The 15,984-nt window shown below is 49.5% G+C and carries 15 protein-coding genes; 4 read left to right on the plus strand and 11 right to left on the minus strand.

Annotated features, from left to right (window positions below; genetic code table 11):
- Positions 1 to 5 precede the first annotated feature (5 nt).
- The 3 genes from ileS to murJ all read right to left on the minus strand — a co-directional run bounded on the left by ileS (position 6) and on the right by murJ (position 5,736).
- Entirely contained in the window at positions 6 to 2,822 is a 2,817-nt protein-coding gene (ileS, locus tag EHS89_RS17675) for an isoleucine--tRNA ligase (RefSeq protein WP_124927506.1), read from the minus strand.
- A 24-nt stretch (positions 2,823 to 2,846) separates the two neighbouring features.
- A complete protein-coding gene (ribF, locus tag EHS89_RS17680; RefSeq protein ID WP_124927507.1) occupies positions 2,847 to 3,788 on the minus strand; it encodes a bifunctional riboflavin kinase/FAD synthetase in 942 nt (313 codons plus the stop codon).
- A 361-nt stretch (positions 3,789 to 4,149) separates the two neighbouring features.
- Positions 4,150 to 5,736 carry a murein biosynthesis integral membrane protein MurJ gene (gene murJ, locus EHS89_RS17685; protein WP_211340367.1) on the minus strand — a complete coding sequence of 529 codons (1,587 nt, stop codon included), beginning with the start codon at positions 5,734 to 5,736 and terminating at the stop codon, positions 4,150 to 4,152.
- A gap of 255 nt (positions 5,737 to 5,991) precedes the next feature.
- On the opposite strand from murJ, the gene rpsT reads away from it, so the two are divergent.
- On the plus strand, positions 5,992 to 6,258 hold the full coding sequence (gene rpsT, locus EHS89_RS17690; RefSeq protein ID WP_124927509.1) for a 30S ribosomal protein S20: 267 nt from the start codon (positions 5,992 to 5,994) through the stop codon (positions 6,256 to 6,258).
- 232 nt (positions 6,259 to 6,490) lie between these two features.
- Here rpsT and proB read toward each other — a convergent pair whose 3' ends face one another.
- From proB to rplU, 4 genes are all read right to left on the minus strand, one after another.
- Positions 6,491 to 7,615 (minus strand): glutamate 5-kinase, encoded by a 1,125-nt coding sequence (gene proB / locus EHS89_RS17695; RefSeq protein WP_124927510.1) that lies wholly within the window; start codon positions 7,613 to 7,615, stop codon positions 6,491 to 6,493.
- 44 nt (positions 7,616 to 7,659) lie between these two features.
- A complete protein-coding gene (gene cgtA / locus EHS89_RS17700; RefSeq protein ID WP_124927511.1) occupies positions 7,660 to 8,859 on the minus strand; it encodes an Obg family GTPase CgtA in 1,200 nt (399 codons plus the stop codon).
- 168 nt (positions 8,860 to 9,027) lie between these two features.
- On the minus strand, positions 9,028 to 9,285 hold the full coding sequence (rpmA, locus tag EHS89_RS17705) for a 50S ribosomal protein L27 (RefSeq protein ID WP_124927512.1): 258 nt from the start codon (positions 9,283 to 9,285) through the stop codon (positions 9,028 to 9,030).
- A 24-nt stretch (positions 9,286 to 9,309) separates the two neighbouring features.
- Positions 9,310 to 9,621 carry a 50S ribosomal protein L21 gene (gene rplU, locus EHS89_RS17710; protein WP_124927513.1) on the minus strand — a complete coding sequence of 104 codons (312 nt, stop codon included), beginning with the start codon at positions 9,619 to 9,621 and terminating at the stop codon, positions 9,310 to 9,312.
- Positions 9,622 to 9,849: 228 nt separating this feature from the next.
- Here rplU and ispB point away from each other — a divergent pair, with 228 nt between their 5' ends.
- Positions 9,850 to 10,818, plus strand: coding sequence for an octaprenyl diphosphate synthase (ispB, locus tag EHS89_RS17715; RefSeq protein WP_124927608.1), 969 nt, complete (start codon positions 9,850 to 9,852; stop codon positions 10,816 to 10,818).
- Between the two features lie 81 nt (positions 10,819 to 10,899).
- On the opposite strand, the gene EHS89_RS17720 is transcribed toward ispB, so the two are convergent.
- Positions 10,900 to 11,529, minus strand: a complete 630-nt coding sequence (locus EHS89_RS17720) for a thiopurine S-methyltransferase (protein ID WP_124927514.1) — start codon at positions 11,527 to 11,529, stop codon at positions 10,900 to 10,902.
- A gap of 136 nt (positions 11,530 to 11,665) precedes the next feature.
- On the opposite strand from EHS89_RS17720, the gene fabA reads away from it, so the two are divergent.
- Both fabA and fabB read left to right on the plus strand, forming a co-directional pair.
- A complete protein-coding gene (gene fabA, locus EHS89_RS17725; protein WP_124927515.1) occupies positions 11,666 to 12,181 on the plus strand; it encodes a bifunctional 3-hydroxydecanoyl-ACP dehydratase/trans-2-decenoyl-ACP isomerase in 516 nt (171 codons plus the stop codon).
- Between the two features lie 70 nt (positions 12,182 to 12,251).
- Positions 12,252 to 13,469 (plus strand): beta-ketoacyl-ACP synthase I, encoded by a 1,218-nt coding sequence (gene fabB / locus EHS89_RS17730; RefSeq protein WP_124927516.1) that lies wholly within the window; start codon positions 12,252 to 12,254, stop codon positions 13,467 to 13,469.
- Between the two features lie 66 nt (positions 13,470 to 13,535).
- Here the strand turns inward: fabB and EHS89_RS17735 are convergent, their stop codons facing one another.
- Genes EHS89_RS17735 through EHS89_RS17745 form a run of 3 tightly spaced genes read right to left on the minus strand, consistent with a single transcriptional unit; the run spans position 13,536 to position 15,930 of the window.
- Positions 13,536 to 14,333 (minus strand): lysophospholipid acyltransferase family protein, encoded by a 798-nt coding sequence (locus EHS89_RS17735; protein WP_124927517.1) that lies wholly within the window; start codon positions 14,331 to 14,333, stop codon positions 13,536 to 13,538.
- Positions 14,330 to 14,809 carry a cyclic pyranopterin monophosphate synthase MoaC gene (gene moaC, locus EHS89_RS17740; protein ID WP_124927518.1) on the minus strand — a complete coding sequence of 160 codons (480 nt, stop codon included), beginning with the start codon at positions 14,807 to 14,809 and terminating at the stop codon, positions 14,330 to 14,332. The genes EHS89_RS17735 and moaC overlap by 4 nt, the downstream gene beginning before the upstream one ends.
- Positions 14,806 to 15,930 (minus strand): 1-acyl-sn-glycerol-3-phosphate acyltransferase, encoded by a 1,125-nt coding sequence (locus tag EHS89_RS17745; protein ID WP_124927519.1) that lies wholly within the window; start codon positions 15,928 to 15,930, stop codon positions 14,806 to 14,808. Before EHS89_RS17745 ends, moaC begins: the two co-directional genes overlap by 4 nt.
- Positions 15,931 to 15,984: the final 54 nt, after the last annotated feature.

The following is a 15,984-nucleotide window of genomic DNA, read 5'->3' on the forward strand; positions in this document are numbered from 1 at the left end:
TGCTTTTATGCATAAGCCCGCTGTTCACCGGCACCGGCAACGTTCTCAACACAACGATTACACAGTTCTTCATGCTCAGAAGTGCTACCCACATCTTCACGGTGATGCCAGCAACGGCCACACTTCGCTTCGGTCGTTTTAACAACCTGAACCGACAGCCCTTCCAGCTCAGTTGCAACGGCATCGGTCGCCTCGCTCGCCGGGCGTACTGCCGCCTGCGAAGTGATTAACACGAAACGCAATTCATCTTTCAGCTTATCCAGCTGAGCCTGTAACTCAGGAGAACAATACAGAGTCACTTCCGCTTCCAGGCTGCCACCGATATCGCCGGCATTACGCTGATTTTCCAGCTCTTTATTGACCGCAGTTTTAACTTCCAGAATCTGCTGCCAGTAATCACGGCCCAGCTCTGCGCTATCATCCATCTTGCTCAGGCCTGTATACCAGGTTGATAACTGAACAGACTCAGCCCGCTCGCCCGGCAACTCTTTCCAAATCTCATCCGCAGTAAAGCTCAGAATTGGCGCTATCCAACGCACCAGCGCTTCTACAATATGGAACAATGCCGTCTGACAAGAACGACGCGCGGTAGAATCTTCTTTGGCGGTATACTGACGATCTTTGATGATATCCAGATAAAAACCACCCAGATCCAGCGAACAGAAATGGGAGATTTTCTGGTACACCTGCAGCATCTGATACTGATCGTAATGACCTTCCAGCTCATCCTGCAAAGATGCAGCACGATCAACGGCCCAGCGATCCAGCGCCACCATATCTTCCGGAGCTACCATATCGGTAGCCGGATCAAAACCGTTCAGGTTGGACAACAGAAAACGCGCAGTATTTCGAATTCGACGGTAAGCATCGGACGTACGCTTCAGAATCTCATCGGATACGGTCATCTCAGAGCTGAAATCGGTCGACGCAACCCACAGACGCAGAACATCTGCGCCGTATTTATTCATCACTTCCTGCGGCGATACCACGTTACCGACGGACTTAGACATCTTACGGCCGTCACCATCAACGGTGAAACCATGAGTCAGTACTTGCTTATATGGTGCGCAACCGTTGATAGCAATACTGGTTTTCAGGGATGACTGGAACCAACCACGGTGCTGATCGGAGCCTTCCAGATAGAGATCCGCCGGGAACTCCAGTCCTTCGGTAGGGCGCAGAACAGAATGATGGGTTACACCGGAATCAAACCATACATCCAGAGTATCCAGCACTTTCTCATACTGATCAGCCTCACTACCCAGTAGCTCTTCAGCGTCAAGATCAAACCAGGCATCGATACCGGTCTGCTCAACTTTCAGCGCTACCTGTTCGATCAGGTCCGCAGTTTGCGGATGCAGATCACCCGTAACCTTATGTACGAACAGGGCGATAGGTACACCCCAGGTACGCTGGCGGGAAACACACCAGTCCGGGCTCTGCTCAACCATACCTTCGATACGGTTCTGGCCCCAGGCAGGGAACCATTCAACCTGCTTGATAGCATTCAGAGCATCGGCTTTAAGACCTTTCTCTTCCATGCTGATGAACCACTGCGGTGTTGCGCGGTAAATCAATGGCGTTTTAGTACGCCAGCAATGTGGATAACTATGACTGAACTTATTCTTCAGAATTAACCGGTTATTAGCTTCCAGCGCCGCAACGATACTGTCTTCAACTTTATAAACATGCTGACCGGCAAACTCACCCGCCGCTTCAGTGAAAACACCGTTACCGGCCACTAAGTTCAGCGTGCCGATACCGTAAGCACGACCGACATTGAAATCTTCCACACCGTGATCCGGTGCGGTGTGTACTGCACCGGTACCCGCATCGGTGGTTACATGTTCACCCAGAATGACGGGCAGCGGCTTATCGTAGAAAGGATGCTGTACCTGCTGGTTCTCCAACGCAGCGCCCTTACAACGACCAACAATGCTGTAATCTTCAACACCGTAACGCTGCATGGCATCTTCCACCAGCGCTTCAACCAACAACAGACGTTCAACACCGGTGCCGGTATCACACTGTACCAGCACGTAATCCAGTTCAGCATTCAAAGATACCGCCTGGCTGGATGGCAACGTCCATGGCGTTGTTGTCCAGATTACAACCGATGCGGCACCTTCCCCTGAAACGTCGTCAAACGCATTAAGGAATGCAGCTTCGTCAACCGGCGCATAACGCACATCTATCGCCAGTGAGAACTTATCCTGATACTCGACTTCCGCTTCAGCCAGCGCCGATCCGCCTACAACACTCCAGTAAACCGGCTTATAACCTTTAACCAGATGGCCATTTTCAGCGATACGGCCCAGAGCACGGATAATATTTGCTTCGGTATCGAAATTCATCGTCAGGTATGGGTTTTCCCAGTCACCCTGGACACCCAGACGGATAAAATCTTTCTTCTGCCCCGCAACCTGACGCGCGGCGTATTCGCGGCATTTCTTACGGAAATCACCGAAAGAAAGTTTTACGCCCGCTTTACCGGCCTTTTTCTCAACGTTGTGCTCGATCGGCAGACCATGACAGTCCCAACCAGGAACGTAAGGCGCATCAAAACCCGCCAGCGTACGTGACTTAACGATAATATCTTTCAGAATTTTGTTTACTGCGTGACCGATATGGATGTCACCATTAGCGTATGGAGGGCCATCATGCAGAATATATTTTTCACGACCTGCGCTGACTTCACGAATCTTTTTATACAGATCCATTTTCTGCCACTGTTTCAGCATCTGAGGCTCTTTCTGAGCCAGATTGCCGCGCATAGGGAACTTAGTATTAGGTAAGTTCAGAGTCGGTTTGTAATCGGTCATTTTCGTATCGCTTCTGGATCTTTTTTAGTTGGCCTTAGCGGCACCTGCCAGGAAGTATTCCCTGACCTCTCGAATATCAGTTTCTATCTGCTGTTTGAGTTTTTCCAACCCGTCGAACTTTTGTTCCGGACGGATAAAGGCTTTAAACTCTACCGCCAACAGCTGGCCGTAGATATCACCATCAAAATCAAATAAGTGGGCTTCCAGTACAGGTAACGTGCCATTAACGGTCGGGCGCATTCCCACATTAGCAACACCTTCTGCCTGAAGCCCTTCGCCGGTCAATGTAACGGCATAAACCCCGGTCAGTGGACAAGGAAAACGATGCATTCGAACATTAGCTGTTGGCACGCCAATAGTACGACCCAGCTTCTGGCCATGCATTACTCTTCCGGTTACCCGGTAAGGCCTGCCTAACAATTTTTCAGCCAAAGCCAGCTGGTTACTCTGCAACGCCCGTCGGATTCGGCTACTGCTCACCCGTTCGTCGTCGACATCATAGGTTTCGGTATTAACCACACTGAAGCCATAATGCCTGCCACTACGCTTTAACATGCAGTAATCGCCGCTGCGGTCACAACCAAAGCGGAAGTCATCGCCAACGACAAAGTGCTGCACTGCCAAACCCTTGAGCAACAACTCATCAACAAACTGATCGGCAGTCATAGAGCGTAAGCGTTCATTAAACGTAAGACATAACACCCGGTCTACACCCTGAGCTTCCAGCAACCGTACCTTTTCATCAAAGCGCGTTAAGCGGGGTGGTGCATCATGGCCAGAAAAAAACTCACGAGGCTGTGGCTCGAAAATGATAACAACCGTCGGCAAACCTAACTCTTTGCCTTTTTGCATCACCTGAGCAAGCACCTGCTGATGACCCAGATGTACACCATCAAAGTTGCCGATCGTCGCTACACAGCCTTTATGCTTGTCGCGCAGATTATGCAAACCCCGAATTAATTCCATGTCACCCAGTTCTCATCAACAAATAAAAATAAGCGCGAAATTATACCCTAATTACAGGCCTCATAGCCATTAATCTGGATGATCTATAACCTAAGGAACCTGCGAACAATTCCCTAACGCCTCAGGCTTACAGAGCGTTTCAGATTCGAGGCAACGATTGCAGGCATGCTGGTTGCCGTCGAGAATCGTTAACAAAGGAACTGGGGCACTCTGTAAGCCCCGAAGGGTGGGCATTAAATCGACTTTCTGCTTTGCCAGGTAACTTGGAAAGGACTTGTCATTCCGCTGCGCTACCTTTCTTACATTAAGTCAATTTACTGCCCACTGAGAAAGTATTGGACTTATTCGCAGGCTCCCTAATTCAATGTCGCAGATCTTTTGCCCGCATACCCAGCAGAGCCAAAACGATTAAATAGACTGCAGCACCACCCAGAACCAGTATCGCCATCTGCGCTACACGCTGCCAAAGATCATAGGCAAGCCACTGATCAGGCGTACCCGCCAACCACACTAACAGGCCAATCATCGACGCATTTGCCAATAGCAGCTTGAGCAGAAACGCCCCCCAACCCTTCTGCCAGACAAACACACCCTCTTTCAGCAACCCACGTAACAACAAACCGGCATTCAGGAAAGCCGACAAGGTTGTGGCTAACGCCAGACCCACATGAGCCAACGGTCCGATCAGCGCAAGGTTAAGCGCCATATTCACAACCATAGCGATAATACCGACCTTAACCGGCGTTTTAGTATCCTGACGCGAGAAATAACCCGGCGCTAACACTTTGATCAACATAAAGGCCAGCAAACCACAGGCATAAGCCCGCAAACTCATCGCCGCCATAGTGACATCACTATCGGTCATCGCTCCGTAATGGAATAACGTTGCCAATAAAGGCTCTGCCAATACCAGTAAAGCCATCGCAGCCGGAAAACCTATCAGCAACACCATCCGCATCGCCCAATCCAGCGTTCTGGCAAATGTCTCAGTATTTTTCTCAGCATGCTTACGGGATAAGCTTGGCAGTATCACGGTCGCTATCGCTATACCAAACACGCCTAACGGCAGCTCAGCTAAGCGATCAGAATAATACAGCCATGAAACACTACCGACCTGCAGAAAAGAGGCCAGCAGGGTATCCAGCAACAGGTTAATCTGACTCACAGACACGCCAAATAGCGCCGGCACCATCAACCTCATTATCCGACTAACGCCCTCATCCCGGAAACCCAACCGCGGACGGGGTAACAACTGCAATCGCCACAAGAATGGCAGCTGAAACAACAGCTGCACTGAACCGGCTATCAATACACCTAAGGCCAACGCCATCACCGGCTGATCAAATACAGGCTGCAGCCAGATCGCCGCACCGATAAGCGACAGGTTAAGCAACACCGGCGTAAATGCCGGCACCGCAAACCGCTCATAACTATTCAACACACTACCCGCCAGGGCAGTTAGAGATATGAGTAACAGATAAGGGAAAGTAAATCGCAGCATATCCACTGCCAACTCATATCGCAGCGGATCATTCAAATAAAAACCCGGCGCAAAAACGGCCGCCAGAACCGGCGCACCCAACACCCCGATACCGGTGACAAAGACCAACACTAAACCAAGACTACCGGTTACCCGGTCAATCAGCGCTTTTACTGCCTGTAGATCCTTAAGACTGCGATACTCAGACAAAACCGGTACAAAAGCCTGTGCAAAAGCACCCTCAGCAAACAGGCGCCGCAGAAAGTTAGGGATTTTAAACGCAACAAAAAACGCATCAGCGCTACTGCCGGCACCAAAGAAATTTGCAACCACCACATCCCTTACCAACCCCAACACCCGGGACAGCATCGTCATCACACCAACCACTGCACTTGATCGAAGCAGACTACGCCCCTTACCGGCTTCAGGTTGCTGCGGGTTATCTGGTGTTGATTCTGACTTACTCAATGGCCCATTCCTGTTGCCGTTATCGGTTTGCCGAAGATAATACCGGTTAAAATGCAAAAATGCTTGCACAGCCTCTCATCACAAACGCACCAGGGAGAACCAACTCCCCACTATTTATTAGTATTTATATGTTGACAGCTGCGCCGCAAACATGAATAATCTCGCGTCTTAAATTTCGATGATCGGACTGCTTAAAATAAGCATCTGATACATCTTATTAACAATTAATCTTTCCAAATTTAGAGGAGTCGGATTGTGGCTAATTCCGCAGGATCCCGTAAACGCGCTCGCCAATCTGAGAAGCGCCGTCAAAACAACGCGAGCCTGCGTTCCATGGTTCGTACCTACGTTAAAAAAGTAGCTGCTGCTATCGAGTCTGGTGACTACGCTGCTGCAACTGCAGCTTTCGTTGCAGCTCAGCCTGTAATGGATGGCGCTGTAAGCAAAGGCATCTACAACAAAAATCAGGTTGCTCGCAAGAAGAGCCGCATGAACGCTGAGATCAAAAAACTGGCTGCATAATCCAGTTTCTCGCAATAAAAAAACCGGCTTATGCCGGTTTTTTTGTGTCTGAGACAAATTCAGTTTAAAAAGCCTTTTAACTCTTTGAGAGCAAGGCTTTTGGCATCTAACAAACGGAGTCATCGTACCCCTGCGGTATTACTCGTGTAAATGAGTATTGATAGATACAAAGTAACGCAACTATCGGTAACTTAACTCTCGGTAACACAACCCTCGAAAAGACAGACAACTGTTAGGCTAGCACCAGGTTATCACGGTGAACCAACTCAGCCTCGCCCACAAACCCCAGCAATGACTCAATACGCTTACTCGGATTACCGATAATCTTCTGCGCATCTTCGATGCCGTAGTTTACCAACCCCCGGGCAATAACTTTGCCGTGCTCATCCGAGAGAACCACCATTTCACCACGAGAAAACGAACCCGTTACCGCACGAACTCCCGCCGGCAATAAACTCTTGCCTCGCTCAACCAGCGCAGCAACCGCCCCCGCATCCAGCGTCAGCGTACCACGCGCCTGCAGGTGACCCGCAATCCACTGCTTACGCGCTGCCATAGGTGACTGCTCAGGCACCAACAGTGTACCCAACTGCATACCTTCACGCAGTTTTAGTAAAACTTCATCTTCACGACCGCTGGCAATAACCGTTACCGCACCAGAACGTGCCGCCAGCTTAGCCGCACGCACTTTAGTCGCCATTCCACCCTGACCCAGCACACCACCGTCACCCGCCATCGCATCCAACGCCGCATCACCGGCCTTAGCCTCACTAATCAGAGTAGCATCGGGATTACTGCGAGGGTCTGCAGTACAGAGACCATCCTGGTCAGTCAATAGAATCAACGCATCGGCCTCGATCAGGTTAGCAACCAAAGCCCCCAACGTATCATTATCACCAAAGCGGATCTCTTTGGTTACTACCGTATCATTCTCATTAACAACCGGCACAACACCCACTGACATCAGGGTTTTCAGTGTCGCCTGAGCATTCAGATAACGCTTTCGGTTTGAGTGATCTTCATGGGTAAGAAGGATTTGGGCGGTATGGGTTTTATGGCGCTGAAAATTAGTCTCATAAGCCTGCACCAACCCCATCTGACCTACCGCCGCTGCGGCCTGAAGCTTATAAATCTCATGGGGACGGGTCTTCCAACCCAGCCGGACTATCCCTTCTGCGATAGAGCCCGATGAAACCAACACGATCTCAACACCCTCGCGGCGCAAATGAGCCAGCTGATCTACCCAGCGACTAATTGCCGCCAGATCCAGGCCTTCACCATCATTTGTAAGTAACGCACTACCGATCTTTACTACCCAACGACGGGATGTTTTCAGTTTATTTCGCGCTTCGCTCACTGCTGATCACTCTCTCAAGGGGCTATCGGCTTTTACAGATCGCCCTAATGCTTTACGTATTCCACTTCAACGTCATAATCATCATCGTCGAAGTCATCAAAATCATCGTCTTCGCCACGGCGCTTAGCACGCACTTCTTCACGCATCTGCTCGATTCGCTCACGACCTTCACGGTCAATTGCCCGGCGTAACGCGGCCTCTTCCTCAATCAGATCGGGATTCTCAGCAAGCTGCTCAGCCAACTGATCCAGGAAGCCCTGAATATCCTGCACCAACTTCTGGGTACCCATCTTATTGATAGCCGAAATCCGATACACAGGACCTTCCCAGCCCAACGCATCAACGACCGCCTGACAACGCTCTTCCTGCTCGTCTTCAGGCACCATATCCAGCTTATTCATGACCAACCAACGCGGCTGAGCCGCCAGGGTAGGACTGAATTTTTCAAGCTCTCTAACGATGACCTGAGCAGATTCAGCAGGGGTAACATCATCCCAGGGCGCCATATCAACCAAGTGCAAAAGAATACGATTTCGCGCCAGATGCTTAAGGAAGCGAATACCCAGACCCGCACCTTCAGCAGCGCCTTCAATAATGCCGGGAATATCGGCAATCACGAAGCTACGATGCTTCTCGGTACGTACCACACCCAGATTAGGGACCAGCGTAGTAAAAGGATAGTTTGCCACTTTAGGTGTTGCCGCAGATACCGAGCGAATAAACGTCGATTTACCCGCATTAGGCAGCCCCAGCAAACCAACATCCGCCAGCACCTTCAGCTCTAACTTAACATTACGGGTCTCACCCATACTGCCATTCGTTGTCTGACGCGGCGCACGATTCACGCTGCTTTTAAAACGCGTATTACCCAGACCATGAAAACCACCCTGAGCAATCTTCTCGATCTGACCAATCTTAGTCATATCTGCCAACACTTCATCAGTATCAACATCAACCACCGTGGTACCCACAGGCACCTTCATGATCAGATCTTCACCTTTCGCACCGGTACAGTTACGGCTCTGACCACCCTTACCGTTTTCTGCACGATAGCGCGGCTGAAAGCGATAATCGATCAGGGTATTCAGCGAATCATCCGCTTCTACGAATACCGAACCACCGTCTCCGCCATCTCCGCCATCGGGACCACCTTTGGCTACATATTTTTCTCGACGGAAACTCAGGGTACCATTACCCCCTTTTCCGGCTTCGACAGTTATCGTCGCTTCATCTACAAATTTCACAATTCACCTCCAGACTTACTGGACTCAGGTGCAACACATATGCCATTCAAACCAGCTGTTGAAAACACACCCCTTCTTCAAGGATAGACTTTCAACAACAAGCTTAATCAGCTACCAGAAACAAAAAAAGCCCCGCAACCGCGGAGCTTTTTTAATATTAAAGCCGAATTAAGCGGATTCTACAGTGATGTATTTACGCTTTTGCGGGCCTTTAACAACAAACTTAACAACACCGTCTGCCTTAGCAAACAAAGTGTGGTCTTTGCCGATACCTACGTTTTCACCAGCGTGGAACTTAGTACCGCGCTGACGAACCAGGATGTTACCTGCAAGAACTGCCTGACCACCGAAGCGCTTAACACCTAAGCGTTTCGACTCGGAATCGCGACCGTTACGCGTACTACCTGCTGCCTTCTTATGAGCCATTTTTCACTCTCCTATCAAACAGTCTTAGGCGTTGATGCCTGTGATTTTAACTTCGGTGTAATGCTGACGGTGACCCATCTGCTTCATGTGGTGCTTACGACGCTTGAACTTCATGATATGAACTTTCTTAGCGCGACCATGGCTAACAACCTCAGCTGTAACCTTGGCACCTTCAACTACTGGCGCGCCGATTTTAACATCATCGCCATTAGCTACCAGCAAAACACGATCAAACTCAACGTTAGAACCAGCTTCTACAGCCAGCTTTTCCAGTTTTAGCGTATGACCTTCCTGAACTCGGTATTGCTTACCGCCGCTCACAATTACTGCGTACATTTTAATCTCCAGTTTAAAACCCAGCCTGCTACTAAGAATAAGACGCCTACTTTTAATGGTTGAACCATATGGTAGGGAGCGAATTTGGATGGGTTAGGGCGCGAGATTATATAGAAACAGTTGTCCTGACTCAAGTACAAACACAGATATAGTTCTACTTTCTTGACACCCGGATACGCACCCCCTAGCATGCGCCATACATTTTCAGAGAGACAGTACTCAGTTCCCATGCTGCCACATCAGTTAAATCCAATCATCGAGCCGCAATTTGAAGCGGTAAACGACTATATAATCAACCACTTACACTCAGGTGTACCTTTGGTTGAAAAAATCGGTCATTACATCGTCGAAAGTGGCGGCAAACGTATCCGTCCTTTATTAGTATTACTGGCGGCTAATGCAGCAGGCTATAAAGGCGAGCATCATATCTCGCTGGCAGCGGTTATTGAGTTTATTCATACCGCAACCCTGCTACATGATGACGTTGTGGATAACTCCGACCTGCGGCGCGGCAACGATACCGCCAACGCAAAATGGGGCAACGCCCCCAGCGTCCTGGTGGGTGACTTCCTATATTCCCGTGCGTTTCAGATCATGGTTGAAATTCGCAACATGGAGATTATGGAAGTTATCTCCAATGCAACCAACATCATCGCTGAAGGCGAAGTACTGCAGTTGCTGAATGCCAAAAACCCGGACACCACAGAAGATGCTTACATGCAGGTAATTCTGGGGAAAACAGCAATGCTGTTTGAAGCCGCCACCGAAGCCGGCGCTATTTTGTCCGGTGCAGAAAAAGAACAGCAAGAAGCCCTGCGTCTTTATGGCCGCCACATAGGTATCGCTTTCCAGATCATTGATGATGTGATGGATTACCTGAGCACAGCAGAAGAGATGGGCAAGAATGTTGGCGATGACCTTGCCGAAGGCAAAGCAACCCTGCCATTGATCCATGCGATGCGTGAAGGCAATGAAGAACAACGCCAGCTGATTCGCCAGGCTATTCGCAAAGGCGGCCTGGAAGACCTGCAACCCATTATGGATATCGTTCACGCAACAGGCTCTATCGATTACTCTCGCAACACTGCATATGCAGAAGCGGATAAAGCCATTAAAGTACTGGATGCACTGCCCGACTCATCCTTTAAAACCACACTGATTCAGCTAGCAGATCTGGCCGTTAAGCGTAAAAGCTAAACAGCTGACAGCAGCAATAAAAAACGCGCCCTGATCATGGCGCGTTTTTTTTGTACGCTTAGTCATTAATTAGCGCTGAATTTAACGATCGCGCAACAGATACACGCTTTCAATTTCCTGGCGCCCACCACGACCTTCCATCTGCTCAGCCGCCAGCCGCTTAACGCTAAAGCGACCTTCATAAAGCGCTCGTACCTCGGTTTCAGATACCGAGAACGGTGGCCCTTCAGCCGATTCAAACTCCAGGGTTACCAACAACACTGACACCCCTGTTGGTAATTTCAGCTTTAACTCAGCCGCATATTGCTGACGCATCTCTGCAGGCAAAGCGATCAGTGCAGCACGGTCATAAACCCAGTTCACATTGTCATAACAACTCTCGGGCAACTTAAAAAAATCACCACACCAAAGCGCTAACCCATCAACTTCACGCACCGAGAAGTCAGCATTGCAGGCAACTGATACATCGACCCCTTGCGCACTAAAGAACTCATTACAGGCCAGTTCACTCAACTCCACCCCTATCACGTCATGACCCTGTTCACGCAACCAAAGCATATCGAGACTCTTACCACATAGCGGCACCAACACCTGCCCCTTTCCAGAGGTTGTCATTTGTGACCAGTAATTTTGTAAAAAAGGATTAACCCGATCAAGGTGAAAACCGATACGCCCGGTCTGCCAGCGCTCATGCCAAAATTCACTCTGCATTGCTAAGAATCTCCGAAAAAATGCTGTTATCTACCGGAATTTTCCGTTTTTGATGACAGAAGTCGTGATACTGGCCGACTAACCCGGTATAATTGCCTGATATTTTGGCTAAAAAAACAGTGGATATACAGCTCAAATGACAAAACCTTCCTCATTTAATCGAGAAGAACTTCTTCAGTGCGGTAACGGCGAAATGTTTGGCGAGGGCAATGCCCGTCTGCCAGTTGGCAATATGCTGATGATGGACCGTATAACAATGATCACCGGCGAAGGCGGTAAATATGGCAAAGGCTATATTGAAGCTGAGTTGGATATCCATCCTGACTTGTGGTTCTTCGACTGCCACTTCCCAACTGACCCGGTTATGCCTGGTTGTCTGGGACTTGACGCTATGTGGCAGATCGTAGGCTTCTATTTGGGCTGGCGTGGCAACAAAGGCCGCGGTCGTGCTCTGGGATCAGGCGAAGTTAAATTCACCGGTCAGATTCTGCCTACCGCAAAGAAAGTAACATACCGCATCGACCTGTCACGCGTTATCGAACGCAAACTGGTAATGGGCATCGCTGATGGCTCCGTTTCCGTTGACGGCCGCGAGATCTACACTGCTAAAGATCTGCGTGTTGGTCTGTTCGTATCTACCGATAGCTTCTGATCGAGTGCTGCCTGCCAGTCAGGCAGCTGATCAGCTGTACCGATCAAATAATTTTTAAAGAGGGCATCCTATGAGACGTGTCGTTGTTACCGGAATGGGCATCGTATCTTGCCTGGGCACAGACAAAGAAACCGTTTTGGATTCACTGCAACAGGGCCGTTCAGGCATCAAGTTTCAGGAAGAATACAAAGAAATGGGCTTTCGCAGCCAGGTAGCTGGTAGCGTTGATCTGGATTACACCAGCCTGATCGATCGTAAACTGGTTCGCTTTATGGGTGATGCTGCTGCATACGCTTACCTGTCTATGGATCAGGCGATCAAAGATGCTGGTCTGACAGAAGATCAGGTTTCCAATGTACGCACCGGCCTGATTGCAGGTTCTGGCGGCGCATCATCTGCTGATATCGTTGAAACAGCCGATATCCTGCGCACCAAAGGCGTACGTCGCGTAGGACCTTACCGCGTAACCCGCACTATGGGTAGTACGGTATCCGCTTGTCTGGCAACCCCTTTTAAGATCAAAGGCGTTAACTATTCCATCACCTCTGCCTGCGCTACCAGCGCCCACTGTATCGGCAATGCGATGGAACAGATTCAGCTAGGTAAACAGGACATCGTCTTTGCCGGCGGCGGCGAAGAACTACACTGGTCCCTGAGCGTCATGTTTGATGCGATGGGTGCTCTGTCCAGCAAATATAACGACACACCTGAAAAAGCATCCCGCGCTTACGATGCAAACCGTGACGGTTTCGTTATCGCTGGCGGCGGTGGCATGTTGGTACTGGAAGATCTGGAACACGCTCAGGCGCGTGGTGCCAAGATTTACGGTGAGCTGGTTGGCTACGGTGCTACATCAGATGGCTACGACATGGTTGCTCCATCAGGCGAAGGCGCGCTGCGCTGCATGAAACAGGCGATGAGCACTGTTGATGGCAACATTGATTACATCAACTCTCACGGCACATCGACTCCTGCTGGCGACATTCAGGAACTGAAGGCAATGAAAGAAACCTTCGGTGCAGATATGCCTCCGGTAAGCTCTACCAAGTCACTGACTGGCCACTCTCTGGGCGCCACTGGTGTTCAGGAAGCGATCTACAGCCTGCTGATGATGGAAAACAAGTTCATCTGTGCTTCAGCCAACGTAGAAGAACTGGACCCTGAAGCGCAAGGCCTGCCAATCGTAACTGAGCGAAAAGACAACGTTGACCTGCAACGTGTTATGTCTAACAGCTTCGGTTTCGGCGGCACTAACTCGACCCTGGTATTCCAGAAGTTCGAAGGCTGATCCTCTAGCTAAAATAAAAAACCCGCCAAATGGCGGGTTTTTTATTATCTGACTATTGGCAACAGACTACTTATCAACAACCTTAAGATCATACATCTGTGCTTCAAGCCAACCGACAGAATCGGTATGAATCTCATCAACACTTCGATCCACTGAAGCTACCGGCTTACCTACTCTGACCGTTATCGTACCCGGATACTTAACGTAACTCTTACCTGGCCAGAACAGACCCGCATCATGCGCCAAAGGCACCACCGCTACCTGGGCACTGGCAGCGAGCATCGCGCCACCTTTATTAAACTTACCCAACTTGCCTGTTTCAACCCGCGTGCCCTGAGGGAAAATAACCACATTAATATCATCTTCCAGACGCGCCTTACCCTCGGTTAGCAACTGCTTCAACGCCCCCCGACGCTTACTTCGATCCAGCGCGATCGGTTGCAACATCCCTAACGCCCAACCAAAGAAAGGTATCTTCAATAACTCCTTCTTTAAGACCGCACTTTGCGGACGAATCAGGGTTTGAAGGAACAATGTTTCCCACTCACTGGAGTGATTTGCCACCACCACGTAAGCACCCTCTTTTGGCAAATTTTCACGACCTTCAATCCGATACTTTACGCCGCAACACAGCCGCAACCAAAACATGGAAAAGTAGTTCATCAGCGTGAATAACTTAAAGCGTGGTCGAAACGGCAGCGCCCAGCCAACCATCACACAGAAAGCGGCAAAGACCAGGGTAACCGGATAAAAGCCAATATAAAAAAGCGTCGCCCGAAGATACAACAAAGCAGAGGGTTTATTAGTCATAGCCTGATTACTTTCCTGTTCGACATTGGCTGCCGATTCTACAGAGGGCTTCAAGCGTCCACCTTGTAATGGCCACTCTTACCACCTTTCTTTTCTAACAGCTTCACATCGGAGATAATCATCCCCTTATCCACCGCTTTACACATATCATAGATAGTCAGTCCGGCAACCGATGCTGCCGTCAATGCTTCCATCTCTACGCCAGTCTGACCGGCAAGCTTACAGGTAGCGGTAATCAGCACCGTATTGCTCTCTTCCCGGGGCTCAAGCTCAACAGTTACTTTGCTCAACATCAGCGGATGGCACAATGGAATCAGATCAGAACAGCGTTTAGCCGCCTGAATACCTGCGATACGGGCAACTGCCAATACATCACCCTTCTTATGCTCACCAGCGGTGATCATCTGCAGGGTTTCCGGCAGCATAGTCACAACCGCCTGGGCAACCGCTTCACGGGTAGTGACTGATTTTTCAGACACATCCACCATGTTGGCGTGGCCATTTTCATCAATATGGGTCAGACGGCTCATGCTGCCTCCTGTTGTCTGTTTTTATTAAGTACTGGATTAGCATACATCTGCTGCAGAATTTCTGCTGCGGTGGCATCCAGACCTTCTACCCGGGATTCAAATGCCTGACGATCTGCATCAGAAATCTCAGCAGAATCTACACCTGCCGCTATCAGGTTTGACGGATGTAGATAGTAATTATTAATAATCTGACGATCGATCTCCACCGCCAGCTCATCGGGATTATCAATACCGGTAATCACATCGCCAAAGGCCACATGCACATGCCCTTTCTCGCCAGTAATTCCTGCGACGATACTCTCGATGTCTTCAAACTGTGACTTCTCATAATTTCCATCCTGCCGCTTTGCAGCTAGCTCAAGGGCTTTAGCCCGGTCACAGGGATCAAATTCATATGAGATAGATACGGGTACTATCTTAACCCGCTCCAGAAATTCCTCAAAAGAGCGCTGCTTACGGTGCGCCATATAAAACATTTTCAGAATCGCAGGATCGGTGACATCGTTACCGTCTTTGGCCCGCCCTTCTCGCTGCGCAATCCAGATACTGGCTTCATCATGCACCAGAGAGTGATCGATATACGATGACAACTGCCCTAACGCCGTCAGTACGGCCCGACCTTTTGCCGAACGATTAACGATAAAGCTTTTATTTAATCGCATCAGATCAGAAACATAGGGCTTACGCAGTAAGTTATCGCCGATAGCGATACGCAACGTATCCAGCTTATTCTGATACATAACCCAGTTTACAAATGCAGGGTCCATCGCAATATCGCGATGATTGGAAACAAACAGATAAGCCTCATCAGGATCAAGATTTTCATAGCCTGTACAGCTCAACTTAGTTGTACTGCGGGCGATCATCTTCGACATATAGCCGGCAACCAGATTCTGGAAATCCTGGACACTTTCTATATCATCTGTTTTCTGTGCCAGAAAGATTCGCACCATCGGTTTAAGTAGCCAACCAAAGGCACTTGCCGTACGAGGAAACTGATAACGTGTAATCGCCGAAATCAGTTCGTCATCGCGAATCAGCCGGTTCAGGACATCGCCCACTTCATTATCATGGTAAGGCCGGATGTTCTGATAAGGATCATTTACAGCACTGGCTGACATTCTGCCTCCAAAGGCACTAAGAAAAGCCGGTATTTTACAGGGAGAAGGGAATAA

It is taken from the genome of Amphritea balenae (assembly GCF_003858655.1).
GTDB lineage: Bacteria > Pseudomonadota > Gammaproteobacteria > Pseudomonadales > Balneatricaceae > Amphritea > Amphritea balenae.

Bases quoted from the DNA above. Each gene is read 5' to 3' on its own strand.
- ileS (WP_124927506.1), bottom strand. From the start codon at position 2,822: ATGACCGATTACAAACCGACTCTGAACTTACCTAATACTAAGTTCCCT.
- ribF (WP_124927507.1), bottom strand. From the start codon at position 3,788: ATGGAATTAATTCGGGGTTTGCATAATCTGCGCGACAAGCATAAAGGC.
- rpmA (WP_124927512.1), bottom strand. From the start codon at position 9,285: ATGGCTCATAAGAAGGCAGCAGGTAGTACGCGTAACGGTCGCGATTCC.
- rplU (WP_124927513.1), bottom strand. From the start codon at position 9,621: ATGTACGCAGTAATTGTGAGCGGCGGTAAGCAATACCGAGTTCAGGAA.
- ispB (WP_124927608.1), top strand. From the start codon at position 9,850: ATGCTGCCACATCAGTTAAATCCAATCATCGAGCCGCAATTTGAAGCG.
- EHS89_RS17720 (WP_124927514.1), bottom strand. From the start codon at position 11,529: ATGCAGAGTGAATTTTGGCATGAGCGCTGGCAGACCGGGCGTATCGGT.
- fabA (WP_124927515.1), top strand. From the start codon at position 11,666: ATGACAAAACCTTCCTCATTTAATCGAGAAGAACTTCTTCAGTGCGGT.
- fabB (WP_124927516.1), top strand. From the start codon at position 12,252: ATGAGACGTGTCGTTGTTACCGGAATGGGCATCGTATCTTGCCTGGGC.
- moaC (WP_124927518.1), bottom strand. From the start codon at position 14,809: ATGAGCCGTCTGACCCATATTGATGAAAATGGCCACGCCAACATGGTG.
- EHS89_RS17745 (WP_124927519.1), bottom strand. From the start codon at position 15,930: ATGTCAGCCAGTGCTGTAAATGATCCTTATCAGAACATCCGGCCTTAC.